Raw genomic sequence first — 13,219 nt, 5'->3', positions numbered from 1 at the left:
TTATCATTCAATCATTATTTAACATCTGTACCTTCTGAAGGGGAGATAACGACACGTTTCGTATTTTCTTCTGAGTCTGAGGAAGCTTCATCATCTACATTAGGTACTAGAGAAGAAATCAATCCTAAGTGTGATTGTAGAATTAACTGCTTCTGTTGAAGATCTTTATCGTTCAACTTCCAATAGTATACACCAGTCGACCAATCGTCATCGCCTTCAAGTGACAGCGTATCAACGGATGGCATACCGCCTTTTGCATACTCTAAGAACGACAACATCTCTTTATACTGCATATCCGTCTTAATGTTATCTCCAAGTGCATCAATCACATCACCAAATTTCGTAATGGCAGCAGGAGATTTCGCTTGGTCCATCATCGCCTGAATAATCATTTGTTGACGTTTACCCCGCTCAATGTCGTTGTCCAGTTTACGTGTTCGAGCAAGTGCGAGTGCATGACGGCCATCTAATACTTGAAGTCCTGGCATTAAGTGGATCGTCCCTGCATCTGTTTCATCTTTTTCAATTCGTTCATAAGGAACATCGACTTCGACTCCACCAAGTGCATCCACTACATCGATGAACGCGTTAAAGTTGGCTTTCAAATAGTAGTCGATCGGAATGTCCAACATTTCTTCTACAGTTTCAATCGTTGCCTTTGTTCCACCATAAGCATTCGCGTGTGTAATTTTATCTTTATAATCCACTTCTGGAATGTAAACGTAAGAATCACGAGGGATACTTAGCAGTTTGACCGTCTTTTGTTTTGGATTCAACGTAGCTACGAGCAATGCATCCGCCCGGCTGTTGCTGTCCCCCTGTTGTCGGTCATCACTGTCATCCACGCCGATTAATAACACCGAAACATTGTCTTTCGCGGGTTGGATTTTGTCCTCTTTTACAGTTGATCGGCCATTACGGTTTTGAATCGGCTCATACGCTCTATCTGCAGCGAGTTCAGCCTTCTTGTGAAGTGTGACTCCGTAGGCTGCAATTGTCAAAAAAGCCGCAATCGTCAACACAAGTCCTATCTTCAAAATAAGTCTTGTTTTTGAAGATTTTCTTTTGGCTTTTTTATATTCATTTCGTTTCATGTTTTATTTAGCCTCCGTTAATCAGTCCATAATGTCGAACTCCATCGTAGTAGAGTAGATGCTGTCAAATGATAGCAATGGCTATATCTGTCGAACGGGCATTTTGCCTGCAAATTTTTGCAATTATCAACAGTATACTATTTTTACGGAAGCGCGTACACCTTTTCAGACAGAAAACTCCAAGAACTTCTGTTCACCTTCAGTAATCTTGCCTTGTCCGTTCGTTAAATCTGCAACCCAAGTATGGAATGTGTCTACTCCCAAGATTGGTACCAATATATATAACGTTACCTGTTCGCCGTACTCGATATGCTCAAGCGGCCACTCTGATTGACGTACTTCATTTTCCACTTTCCCAAGTGCGGTGTAGTCGACTGTTACGCTCATTGTACTATGAAGTACACGCTCAACCGTGCCGGCTGCCGCAACTCCTTCTGAAGTTGAACGTCCATATGCACGTATGAGGCCACCACCGCCGAGTTTGATGCCCCCAAAATAACGAGTGACAACGACAGTTGTATCTTTTAAACATTGCTTTTTTAGTACTTCTAGCATTGGAAAACCTGCTGTGCCTGAAGGCTCTCCGTCATCATTCGCTTTTTGAATATGATCGTGCTCACCTATTAAATAAGCAGAACAATTATGGTTAGCTGATGGATGTGCTTGTTTTATTTCCTGGATGAAGTCGAGAGCCTCTTGTTCAGTTTCGGTTCGTTTTACGGAAGTGATGAATCGAGATTTATTGATAATGATTTCCGATTCACTTTGTTGTTTTACGGTCTTATAGTCCATTCTCATTGCAAGACCTCCTCAATCTGTAATACAATTTTAATATGTTATGGGCATTAAGATGCTATACTGAATAAAGTGTATAGTGAATCCAATGTAATCGCAATAGCCTATGGATTCTACAATGAGGTTTCAGCATTGGTGGGAGTGTGAACAATGGATAAGGCGGCAATTGATATTCAAAAGCTTGAAGGTATCTTCGATAGCATGGTGAATGTAATGGATCAGTCCAAGAACGACATCTTCATGATCAGTGAGCAAAGCCGTCGAAGTTTTGAATCCATGCAGCGTGAGCTCATTATTGTTAAGGAAGATATTTCCCGGGTAATAACCGAAGGAGATCACCTTGAAGAAATGACACGTCACTCACGCAGAAGGCTTGCTGATGTCTCGAAGAACTTTGTGAATTACTCGGAACAAGAAGTGCGAAAGGCGTACGAGGTTGCAAACGACCTTCTCGTTAGACTGTCCGTAAACAGAATGGAAGAAAAGCAATTGCGTATTCAACGCGATGACTTGGATCGTCGTCTGGCGGAACTGTTGGAGACGATTGAACGGGCCGATCAGCTCGTCAACCAAGTATCCACTGTTGTCACTTACTTAACTTCAGATTTGAAGAATGTGGGTGAAGCACTTGAAACAGCCAGACATAAGCAGGACTTTGCGATTCGGATCATTCAAGCACAAGAAGAGGAACGTAAACGAGTTTCAAGAGAAATCCACGATGGACCTGCTCAAATGATGGCCAGCGTGCTCATTCGTTCTGGACTCATCGAAAAAGTGTATGAGCAAAAAGGTCCTAAACAAGCACTTGAAGAGTTTAAGGATTTAAAAGAAATGGTACGAAGTTCATTATATGAAGTACGACGAATCATTTATGATCTTCGCCCAATGGCAATTGATGATCTTGGTGTGGTGCCAACATTGAAAAAGTACTTATCCACTCTTATGGAATATGAACCTGATGTTCGTATTCACTTTCAGAGTATCGGAGAAGACCGACGTTTCGAGTCGAGTTTTGAAATTGCGGTGTTCCGCTTAGTTCAAGAATCCGTAACTAATGCCATTAAGCACGGAAATAGTCGTGATATATGGGTGAAAGTTGAATGGTTGCGTGAGACGATGAATGCAATTGTAAAAGATAATGGAGCAGGATTCGATCAAAATGAAGTAAAAGACAAATCATTCGGGATTATAGGGATGAAAGAACGCATCGACTTGTTAAAAGGCGATTTTAAAATCACTTCAGAAGTTGGAAAAGGGACAAGCGTGTTCTTTAAAATTCCGATTAATCCTGATAGTATAGGCAAATAGAGGCTTTGGAGGGAACGAACATGACAAAAATCTTAATAGTAGATGATCATCAATTATTCCGCGAAGGAGTCAAGCGTATTTTGCAGTTTGAAGATACGTTCGAAATTGTAGCAGAAGGCGATGACGGTAGCGAAGTATTCACTTTGTACGAAGAGCATAATCCGGATGTAGTTCTTATGGATATTAATATGCCACGGATGAACGGGATTGAAGCGACTGAACAACTCATGACCAAATATCCTGATGCGAAAGTCATCGTATTGTCCATTCATGACGATGAGTCATACGTTTCCCAGGCGTTAAAAACGGGTGCACTCGGATACATGTTGAAAGAAATGGATGCAGATGCAATAGTTCAGGCTATTAAAGTAGTAGCAGCTGGCGGATCTTATTTACATCCAAAAGTAACGCATAATTTAGTGACAGAATATCGCAGATTGAGTGAACGGGAACATAAAGGCTCATTCCATCAACACGAAATCCGCCGACCATTGCATTTGTTAACGAAGCGGGAATGCGAAGTACTGCAATTGTTGACGGATGGTCAAAGTAATAGGGCAATTGGAGAAACATTGTTCATCTCAGAGAAAACTGTGAAAAACCATGTTTCAAGTATTCTACAAAAGATGAGCGTTAACGACCGGACACAAGCTGTTGTCACAGCGATTAAAAATGGTTGGGTTGAAGTGAAGTAAAGCAGAATTTATAAAAGGACCTCCAATCGGATGGTCCTTTTGCTATGAGAGGAGAAGGGGTATGAAGAAAGTTAAAGGACTCGTCGGAATAGCAACGCTAGCTCTTATGCTAAGCGCTTGCAGTGGAGACGATGACAACGCTCAAAAGACTTCAGGTTCTATTGACGATGGTGAGCAGACTAACGAAAATGGTTCGATTGACCATGGAGTTAAGGATAAAGGTGAGTTGGATGGCGAGGATGAAGGTTATAGCATAAATGGAGTTCCTATCGAGGAAGCGGTAAACGTACCTTCCGGGGAAAAAGAAGCTATTTTAGAGACGTTTGACCGCTATATCGAAACGCTGAATGCCGGGGAAGTAGATGCTTATCTTGAAACGCTATCAGCAGATGGTTATGACATTGACGAGGAACGAGAAGCTACAGAAAGCATGCTAGCAACAACCGAGCTCACACGAACGCCAGATGATATTACCATTGTGAAGTATACGGAAAATGAGGCGCAAGTGTTTGCAACGATGAAGGTAGAAGTGAAAGATAAAGATAGTGAAGAAGCAGAAATAACTTTAGGACGTCAAGTAACGGTTCTAACACAAAAAGATGGTAATTGGAAAGTGAATTCCATTAATGCGATAGCTGATCCGGTACCTAGTGAATGAATCATATAACACCTTAAAGCAAGTGAGCCTCAGTCCGGTGCTGAGGCTCACTTGCTTTTTTTGTTGCAATTTTGAAGTAAGTATCTTATGATTAAGAATAAGAACACTTGTTCGTTTGAGAGGAGTGAGGAAATGTCTGCTCTAAAAACAGAAGTTATCCCTTATTTAGAAAATATGATTTACTTACCGATGATTTTAACCATTTTAGAGAGGGATCGATTGCTAATACAGCAAGGGGATTACAAATTGAAAAAACCGTACTTGGGGCTCATGGATGATGTCGCTAAGCGCGTACACAAAGAGCTTGGAAATACGGCCGCATATTTACGTAGGAATCATTTATCGGTGGTGAGGGGGAAAATGGATGATATTTTTACAGAATATATCTTTGTCCACGACCACCAACAGGACTGTCGAAGATACTTGAATGTACGTTTACGTAATCGAACGGAGGAGCTGCTCACTCAGTATCTTCGACAACCGGGTATCTAAATGAGCCTTCTTGTGCAAGAAACGTTCTAGGTCTGTGCAGCAAAAATTGTTTTTTTGCAAAGTCCCGTTCAAGTAAAGCCGCAAAAGCAAACTGACGCCACATAGTCGGAGTAGATACGTTTACCTTCACTTTATAGCCATTCTCCAGTAGAACAGAGCATCCGACATTCTCTTCCTGAAAGTCGACAATGGACTGGTAGGAAATCCAAATGTTCTCTTCTGAATTCGGTGACATGGTCGGCAAAAAGATATAAGGGGTGTCAAACGCATGTGCAACAACAATAGGTGTTTTATGGCGATTGCCTAGAGCATGGCGCGCAGTCAACGTACGTGTTTTTAACGAAGCTCCATAAAGTTCGCACGTTTTTTTGACAATTTGAATCGGTTTTTTAGGAAGATCAAATTCGGCATTACGCTCAATTACACGAGTCGATAATTTAAAGTCCTCTCGAATCGGTTGTAACACAAACGTATCAGAATTGATGAGGTAATTCTCAGCGTTTTTTCGTGAATGCATCCAAGTCACTCCTACTCAATAAGTAATAACTCCTATTATATAGGATAAATATTGGAAAGCAATCAGTTAAAATGAAATAATCAGAAATAAATAAAAAAACTCTGAACTTGCCACTTCTTGATGACCTGTGTTGAAAAGGGCATCAAGGCATGCAGCAGGGTTGCAGAGTAGATGGTTATTAATTTTGATAAGCAAGAGCGGCTGCACCGAGTGTTTTGGCAGCAGTTAGCATTGCGGATTCGTCAAAGTCGAATCGTGGGTGATGATGTGGGAACGCATTTTCAGGTTGCGCACCAGTGAAAAAGAACGTTCCAGGAACTTGTTCCAAGTAGTAAGCGAAATCTTCTCCGCCCATTTGAGGGATTGTTTGAACGACCTCTTTTACTCCTGGGACTTCTTTGGCAACATCACGCAAAAATGCTGTCTCTTTTTCGTGATTTACGACAGCTGGGTAGCCACGTGTATATGTAACGTTGATTTCACAGTTGTTCATATGCGCGGTTCCTTCAGCGATTCTTTGGATCTCAGATTCCATAAGATCGCGAATTTTAGGAGAGAACGTTCGCACGGTTCCTTTGAGTTCCGCTTGATCGGCAATAATGTTGAACGCATTGTCAGATACGAAAGAACCAATCGATAGCACAGCGGACTCTATCGGATCGACACGACGAGAGACAAGCTGTTGGAAGTTGGTTACGAGTTGGGAGGCAATTACGATCGCATCTTTTGTTTGGTGCGGTGAAGCACCATGACCACCAGCGCCTTGAACTGTAATTTCGATACGGTCTGCGGCTGCCATAATCGGACCGCTTACGTACTGAATCGTGTTCGGTTCCATCATTGACCATAAGTGAGTACCGAAAATAACATCGACACCGTCCAGGCAACCGTCTTCAATCATAGAAATAGCACCACCTGGAGCATATTCTTCAGCGTGTTGGTGAATGAAGATGTATGTACCGGCAAGTTCCCCTTTTAGCTCATTGACTGCTTTAGCAAGGTGGAGCAATGTGGAAGTGTGGCCATCATGCCCGCATGCGTGCATGACACCAGGAACGGTTGATTTGTAAGGTACATCTTTTTGATCTTGAATCGGCAGTGCGTCAAAATCAGCTCGAAGTGCAACTGTTTTACCAGGTTTTCCACCTTCAATACGAGCAACGACACCGTTTCCACCAACGTTGCTCCTAAATTCCACCCCTAATTTCGTGTAGAAATCTTGGATGTATTGTGCTGTATTGGTTTCATGGAATGACACTTCTGGATGCTGGTGCAAATAGCGACGAACGCTAACCATGTCATCAAAAGAGTTGTCGAGTAGTGTATAAAGTTTTTCGTTCATTAAAAGACATCTCCTTTTTTGAGTATGGTATCCAGTATATCAGTGTGTTTTCAAACTCGCAATTGTTTGACAACAAAAAAGAGGCACAAGGCCCCTATGGAATTATCATTCGGAATCATGAGTTTGAAGTGAACTAAATAATGTAATATAAGGTGCACTCGAGAAGATATGAATGGAAGGACCAGCGACGATATCCCTTTTTGTAGTATCATATGCAGCTGAAAAGGCAGGGGTGTTTTTATGCAAATCGAATGACTGGCTATCTTCCCACTCTGTTAAAATGATATACGTATCTGAATCGAGTGATCGTAGTAATCGAAAAGCGATAAAACCTGAAGTGTCCTTCATAGCTAAATGGTCTCTTTTGAAACGTTCTTCAAAAATGGGTTTCCCTTCGTCGGAGACGGATATGTTGTTTAGTGCAAAAAATCCATGTTCCTGGAGCTGCCCCATTTCCTCTATGACTTCATATCGCTGTGGTGTCTGGAAAACCGTTTTTCCTGTTGTTTCGTGTAGCAGCTGAGAAGACCCACTACCGTGCATTAAAATCATATTTTCTCCGGCGTATTTCTCTTTGACCTTCTCCATGAATTCTGGAGTGCCTCGTGTAATGTATAAATTTTTCATTATTGATACCCTCCTTGGCTAGTCTAACAAATTAACCTCTTCTTAAGTTATTTCCCCGAATCCTGCTCCTAAAACAAACCATGTCAAAACAATGACGGAATGTGGCACAAATTTATGACAATGGGTGTATATTGCTATACATCCCAACAGTTTACGTCTATATTGAAAACGATAAGCTACTCGTGAAATGCATAATTCAGTTCGGTAAAAAGAGAATGGGGGAATTTGTTCATGACTATAGTAAATGATACGCTTCTTAGAGCTGCTCGTGGAGAACATATTGATCACACACCGGTTTGGTATATGCGACAGGCAGGAAGATCGCAGCCTGAATATCGCAAAATCAAGGAAAAGTACTCACTTGAAGAGATTACGCACCAACCTGAATTGTGTGCCTATGTTACAAAGTTGCCTGTCGACCAATATGGTGTCGATGCTGCAATTTTATATAAAGATATTGTTACACCACTTCCAGGAATGGGCGTCGACGTTCAGATTAAAGCTGGAGTAGGACCTGTTATTTCGAATCCAATTAAATCAGTCGCGGATATCGAAAAACTGACAGCGATGCATCCGGAAGATGATATTCCATTTGTTCTTGAAACGATTCGAATACTAACAAAAGAACAATTGGATGTACCTCTCATCGGTTTTGCAGGAGCACCCTTCACACTTGCGAGTTACATGATTGAAGGCGGTCCATCTAGAAACTATGCACGCACAAAAGCACTTATGGTATCTGAGCCTCAAGCTTGGTTCGCACTTATGGACAAACTTGCGGACACAATGATTGCCTATGTCACTGCACAAGTCAAAGCAGGTGCGTCTGCGATTCAACTGTTCGATTCTTGGGTTGGTGCACTGAATGTATCCGACTACCGTATTTTCATCAAGCCTGTAATGGAACGTATTTTCACAGAACTACGCAAATTGAATGTTCCTTTAATCACGTTTGGAGTAGGTGCAAGTCACCTAGCAAACGAATGGCATGACCTTCCTGTTGATGTCGTAGGTTTAGATTGGAGACTCTCTATAGAAGAAGCTGGGCAACGTGGACTAACAAAGCCGCTACAAGGGAATCTTGATCCTACATTGTTGTTAGCAGATTGGTCCGTCATTGAAGAACGTGCAAAAGTGATTATTGAACAAGGGGTTGCACACGGCAGCCACATCTTCAACTTAGGACATGGAGTATTCCCAGAAATCGAACCTGCCAAGCTGAAGAAACTAACTGAACTGATTCACACATATAGTGCAGAACTACGCGCAAATAAAAACTAATCTTGAGGTGAATGACATGGGAAAACGCACAATGGGACTTTTAGTAATGGCTTACGGTACACCTTACAAGGAAGAGGATATCGAGCCGTATTACACACATATCCGCCGCGGGCGTAAACCTGCACCGGAGCAACTTGAAGATTTGAAAAATCGTTATGAAGCAATCGGTGGAATTTCTCCACTTGCTCACATCACAGAAGGTCAAGCACAAGCACTTTGTGATACGTTGAATCAAGCACAAGATGAGATTGAGTTCAAACTATATATTGGTCTAAAGCACATTACGCCATTCATTGAAGACGCAGTGGCACAGATGGATAAAGACGGAATCAAAGAAACGGTAACTGTTGTCCTTGCTCCTCACTATTCAACATTCTCTGTGAAATCGTACAATACACGTGCGAAAGAAGAAGCGGACAAATACGGAATTTCCGTCACATCCGTTGAAAGTTGGTACAAACAGCCGAAATTCCTAAAATATTGGGAAGAGAAAATTCGCGAAACCTTCGACAGCATGAGCGATGCAGAACGCGAAAAGTCAGTTCTTGTTGTATCTGCACACTCACTTCCACAAAAAATCCGTGAAGCTGGCGATCCATATCCCGATCAGCTGGAAGAAACGGCTAAACTCCTTGCAGAAGCTGCTGACGTGAAAGAATACGCTGTTGGCTGGCAAAGTGAAGGGCAAACAGGCGAACCTTGGCTTGGACCTGATGTACAGGACTTGACTCGTGAATTAAACGAGAAAAAAGGGTATACGTCATTTGTCTATACACCAGTAGGTTTTGTTTCAGATCACCTCGAAGTGCTATTCGACAATGACTACGAATGTAAAGTGGTTTGCGACGAAATCGGTGCAACATATCACCGACCAGCTATGCCGAATACTGATCCACTCTTTATCGGAGCAGTTGCGGACGCAGTAATTGAAAAAGTAAACAAGTAAGTTTTGAAAAGGACGTGTGAAGGCAATGGACGAACAGCGTAAAAAAGTTGTCATTGCGGGGGGCGGCATCACGGGTCTATCTGCGGCATTCTACATGCAGCAACAAATCCGGGAGCAGAATCTTCCCATCGATATTATTCTTGTCGAAGCAACCAACCGACTTGGTGGTAAGATCCAGACTGTCAGACGCAACGGCTATATTATAGAACGCGGTCCAGATTCCTTTTTGATACGAAAAAAAAGTATGGACCGTCTTGCGCAAGAGCTCGGCATCGCTGATCAGCTCGTGAAAAATGCAACGGGACAATCGTATGTATTACTGAACGATGAATTGCATCCGATTCCGGGTGGTTCGATTATGGGCGTTCCGACAGAAATTGGCCCTTTTCTCAAAAGTAACCTGTTTTCGTTAACGGGTAAACTGCGTGCAGCAGGGGATATTTTCTTACCCCGCTCCGATATTAAAGGTGATCAGTCATTAGGTGCCTTTTTCCGCCGTCGTTTCGGAAATGAAGTCGTGAATAACCTGATTGAACCGTTACTCTCTGGAGTCTATGCAGGTGACATTGACCACATGAGCATGGAGTCGACATTCCCGCAATTTGTCAGTGTGGAAGAGAAACACAGGAGTCTCATCCTAGGCATGAAGAAAACGCAACCGAAGCCGGAACAGCTGCCGAACAAAGGACATGCTGCGAAGAAAGAGGGAGCATTCCATACGTTCCGAAATGGGCTCGAGACAATTGTTGAAGCCTTAGAAGAACAGTTACCTGAGGTGAATTTCATCAAGGGAGTTAGACTGGAGAAAATCGAACAAGAGGATGAGCGGACATTTGTCACGCTCAACGAAGGTTCTGTTATCGAAGCGGATGCAGTCGTCCTCACTACGGGACATGCAGTCGCTCGTCAATTATTCGAGCCGCATGGCATTTTGCAGAAGCTGGGAGAGATTAAAACGTCATCCGTTGCGACGATAACTCTCGCATTCCCGGAAAGTGCTGTTGTCCAAGATAAGGAAGGAACCGGCTTCCTAGTATCACGCAGCGGTGACTATTCCATTACCGCCTGCACCTGGTTGAACCGTAAATGGCCGACTACGACACCTGATGGAAAAGTATTATTGCGCGCATTTGTTGGACGAATCGGTGAAGAAGCCATCGTCGATTTACCAGACGATGAAATTGAACAAATCGTTCTAGCGGATTTGCGGAAAATCTTCGAAATTAATGAAGACCCTGAGTTCTCCATCGTCACACGTTGGAAAGATGACCGCCCTCAATACCGGGTCGGTCACAAAAAACTCATCGCAGACGCCAAAGAACAATTACGCACCGCATTTCCAAATGTAGAACTAGCAGGAGCATCATACGAAGGCGTCGGCTTACCAGATTGTATCGATCAAGGGAAAGCAGCCGCGGACCGTGTTGTGCAGCGATTGACTCGCTAAAATTGATTAAATTGAAAACCTCACACAGCCGACTTTCGGCATGTGTGAGGTCTTTTTTGTTTGCTCGTCAGGTTAAAATGGAGGTTTTGATCGTTGTCGGACACTCAGCATAGATTCTCGATCACTCATGATGATTTCTCGATCAAACTTATGGATTTCTCCGACACCTAGAAGAATTTCTCGATATCGGGACATAATTCAAGTACTTTAAGGGATTAATTGGTAGCGCTTTGCTTGATTCTTGTGTGGGAGTGATGTTGAGGGAGTATCCTCATATAACTATTATGACAATGGGAACAACTAAAGTTAACAGAGATACGTTGATTTCAGCGTAGGATGGCGACTCCTGCGGAATAAGCGAAGAATGAAGACCCCGCAGAGAGCGAAGCGATCGAGGAGGCTGAGTTCAAGCCCGCGGAAAGCGTCCATCCGAAGCAGAAATCAACACCGTCTAATCTGTCCTACTCCTACTCCCACAAAAAAACTGCCACAGAAGCCAGTGTATACTGACGTTCTGTAGCAGCCAATTAATCTAACCTATAACAGCAGCTCGTTATTCTGAGCACGATGGGCATTTTGTTTGATAGCACTCATGTTGTTCCTCAATCTGTTCACCGCAAGTAACACACTGTTTCGGAGGCAAATTCTTAAAAAATTCCACAACGTTTTCAATCATTTCTCATCCGCTCCATTCAATTTGTAGTAGTACTACCTTGTCCAGTGACGAGTGTTATGCAACAGAGGCGACAAAAAAAATTGTGCTCTTCAGCTCCTTTGTACTAGCACTTCGACTTGTTACTCATAGTGTATTATAACAGATGATTATCTGTCAATAGTTTTTGAACAATTTAGAAAAATGGTTCAATATTCACATGTGAAACTCAGTCTATTTATTCACGAACAGATGTAGGCTACTCTTGTCCCTCACAATACGAGTTATGTTAGAATGGCACTATCAGCTTCATATAAAGGGGAGACTAGCATGCGTTTTGTAGATAACCAAGGCATTACGGATCCACGGATTAACTTAGCAATCGAGGAATATGTACTCAATACAATGGATACCGATGAAGATTCCTACCTTCTGTTCTATATCAATGAACCCTCCATCATTATCGGAAAGAACCAAAACACAATTGAAGAAATTGATACAGAGTACGTCGATGCAAATGGCATCCATGTTGTACGCAGACTTTCTGGTGGCGGTGCAGTGTACCATGACAAAGGGAACTTGAACTTCAGCTTCATCACAAAAGATGATGGACAATCATTTCGTAACTTTAAAAAGTTCACGGAGCCTGTTGTGGAAGCACTTGCTAAAATGGGTGTGAAAGCAGAGTTACTTGGACGCAACGACTTACTCGTCGACGGTAAAAAAGTTTCAGGAAATGCACAGTTTGCAACCCAAGGCCGCATGTTCAGCCATGGAACGCTCATGTTTGACACGGAAATTGAAGAGGTCGTCAATGCATTACGTGTGAAAAAAGATAAGATTGAGTCCAAGGGAATTAAATCGATTCGCAGTCGTGTCACGAATATTTCTGAGCATATGGAAAAGCCGATGACTATCGAACAATTCCGTATGGAAATCTTAAATTCGATCTTTGGCGGGGAAGAAAAAATTCAGTTCAAAGAATTAACTGAGGAAGACTGGAAAAACATTCACCAATTGTCCAAAGAGCGTTATGGCAACTGGGATTGGAACTATGGTCGCTCGCCGAAGTGTAACGTGCAACACTCCCATCGCTTCCCGGTAGGTAGCATCGATGTTCGACTACAAGTTGAAAAAGGGACAATCCATGAAGTACACATTTTTGGTGACTTCTTCGGAATCGGCAGTGTCACAGAGATTGAAAATCGTCTCGTGAATTGTCAGTATGACCGCGAGTCGATTACAGCTGCAGTTAGCAACCTTGATATTCCGAAGTTACTCGGTGGCATTACACAAGATGAATTCGTGAATTTGATATACTGACATTCAAACAGGTTCCTTCTGCCTATTCGGCGAGAGGAGCCT

General features: G+C 42.6%; 14 protein-coding genes. 8 read left to right on the top strand and 6 right to left on the bottom strand.

What is annotated here, in order from left to right; translation table 11 throughout:
* Positions 1-14: 14 nt before the first annotated feature.
* Both RL70_RS04250 and RL70_RS04245 read right to left on the bottom strand, forming a co-directional pair.
* Positions 15-1,094 (bottom strand): LCP family protein, encoded by a 1,080-nt coding sequence (locus tag RL70_RS04250; RefSeq protein WP_052245758.1) that lies wholly within the window; start codon positions 1,092-1,094, stop codon positions 15-17.
* Between the two features lie 165 nt (positions 1,095-1,259).
* Complete coding sequence (locus tag RL70_RS04245; RefSeq protein WP_039042160.1) at positions 1,260-1,892, bottom strand: YigZ family protein; 633 nt, start codon at positions 1,890-1,892, stop codon at positions 1,260-1,262.
* 147 nt (positions 1,893-2,039) lie between these two features.
* Here RL70_RS04245 and RL70_RS04240 point away from each other — a divergent pair, with 147 nt between their 5' ends.
* The 4 genes from RL70_RS04240 to RL70_RS04225 all read left to right on the top strand — a co-directional run bounded on the left by RL70_RS04240 (position 2,040) and on the right by RL70_RS04225 (position 5,042).
* Positions 2,040-3,197 carry a sensor histidine kinase gene (locus RL70_RS04240; protein WP_039042159.1) on the top strand — a complete coding sequence of 386 codons (1,158 nt, stop codon included), beginning with the start codon at positions 2,040-2,042 and terminating at the stop codon, positions 3,195-3,197.
* A 20-nt stretch (positions 3,198-3,217) separates the two neighbouring features.
* The gene (locus RL70_RS04235) at positions 3,218-3,892 is read left to right on the top strand and encodes a response regulator transcription factor (protein ID WP_039042158.1); all 675 of its coding nucleotides are present in this window, start codon (positions 3,218-3,220) and stop codon (positions 3,890-3,892) included.
* Between the two features lie 61 nt (positions 3,893-3,953).
* A complete protein-coding gene (locus tag RL70_RS04230; protein WP_052245757.1) occupies positions 3,954-4,550 on the top strand; it encodes a nuclear transport factor 2 family protein in 597 nt (198 codons plus the stop codon).
* 132 nt (positions 4,551-4,682) lie between these two features.
* Complete coding sequence (locus RL70_RS04225; protein ID WP_039042157.1) at positions 4,683-5,042, top strand: hypothetical protein; 360 nt, start codon at positions 4,683-4,685, stop codon at positions 5,040-5,042.
* On the opposite strand, the gene RL70_RS04220 is transcribed toward RL70_RS04225, so the two are convergent.
* From RL70_RS04220 to RL70_RS04210, 3 genes are all read right to left on the bottom strand, one after another.
* On the bottom strand, positions 5,011-5,559 hold the full coding sequence (locus tag RL70_RS04220) for a competence protein ComK (protein ID WP_039042156.1): 549 nt from the start codon (positions 5,557-5,559) through the stop codon (positions 5,011-5,013). The genes RL70_RS04225 and RL70_RS04220 overlap by 32 nt on opposite strands.
* A gap of 178 nt (positions 5,560-5,737) precedes the next feature.
* Complete coding sequence (locus RL70_RS04215; protein ID WP_039042155.1) at positions 5,738-6,901, bottom strand: M20 family metallopeptidase; 1,164 nt, start codon at positions 6,899-6,901, stop codon at positions 5,738-5,740.
* Between the two features lie 105 nt (positions 6,902-7,006).
* On the bottom strand, positions 7,007-7,528 hold the full coding sequence (locus RL70_RS04210) for an antibiotic biosynthesis monooxygenase (protein ID WP_039042154.1): 522 nt from the start codon (positions 7,526-7,528) through the stop codon (positions 7,007-7,009).
* A gap of 231 nt (positions 7,529-7,759) precedes the next feature.
* Here RL70_RS04210 and hemE point away from each other — a divergent pair, with 231 nt between their 5' ends.
* The 3 genes from hemE to hemY are packed head-to-tail and all read left to right on the top strand — an operon-like array spanning position 7,760 to position 11,202.
* Positions 7,760-8,809, top strand: a complete 1,050-nt coding sequence (hemE, locus tag RL70_RS04205; protein ID WP_039042153.1) for a uroporphyrinogen decarboxylase — start codon at positions 7,760-7,762, stop codon at positions 8,807-8,809.
* A gap of 16 nt (positions 8,810-8,825) precedes the next feature.
* On the top strand, positions 8,826-9,755 hold the full coding sequence (hemH, locus tag RL70_RS04200) for a ferrochelatase (protein ID WP_039042152.1): 930 nt from the start codon (positions 8,826-8,828) through the stop codon (positions 9,753-9,755).
* A 25-nt stretch (positions 9,756-9,780) separates the two neighbouring features.
* Positions 9,781-11,202, top strand: coding sequence for a protoporphyrinogen oxidase (hemY, locus tag RL70_RS04195; protein ID WP_039042151.1), 1,422 nt, complete (start codon positions 9,781-9,783; stop codon positions 11,200-11,202).
* Between the two features lie 553 nt (positions 11,203-11,755).
* On the opposite strand, the gene yhfH is transcribed toward hemY, so the two are convergent.
* Positions 11,756-11,878: a protein YhfH gene (yhfH, locus tag RL70_RS17465; RefSeq protein ID WP_082003300.1), complete on the bottom strand. Its 123-nt coding sequence runs from the start codon at positions 11,876-11,878 to the stop codon at positions 11,756-11,758.
* A 306-nt stretch (positions 11,879-12,184) separates the two neighbouring features.
* On the opposite strand from yhfH, the gene RL70_RS04190 reads away from it, so the two are divergent.
* On the top strand, positions 12,185-13,177 hold the full coding sequence (locus tag RL70_RS04190; protein ID WP_039042150.1) for a lipoate--protein ligase: 993 nt from the start codon (positions 12,185-12,187) through the stop codon (positions 13,175-13,177).
* Positions 13,178-13,219: the final 42 nt, after the last annotated feature.

Source organism: Sporosarcina sp. ZBG7A, from assembly GCF_000813425.1.
Taxonomy (GTDB): Bacteria; Bacillota; Bacilli; order Bacillales_A; family Planococcaceae; genus Sporosarcina.
Note: the sequence above shows the minus strand (reverse complement) of the source record. Positions and strands in the feature narration are given on the sequence as shown.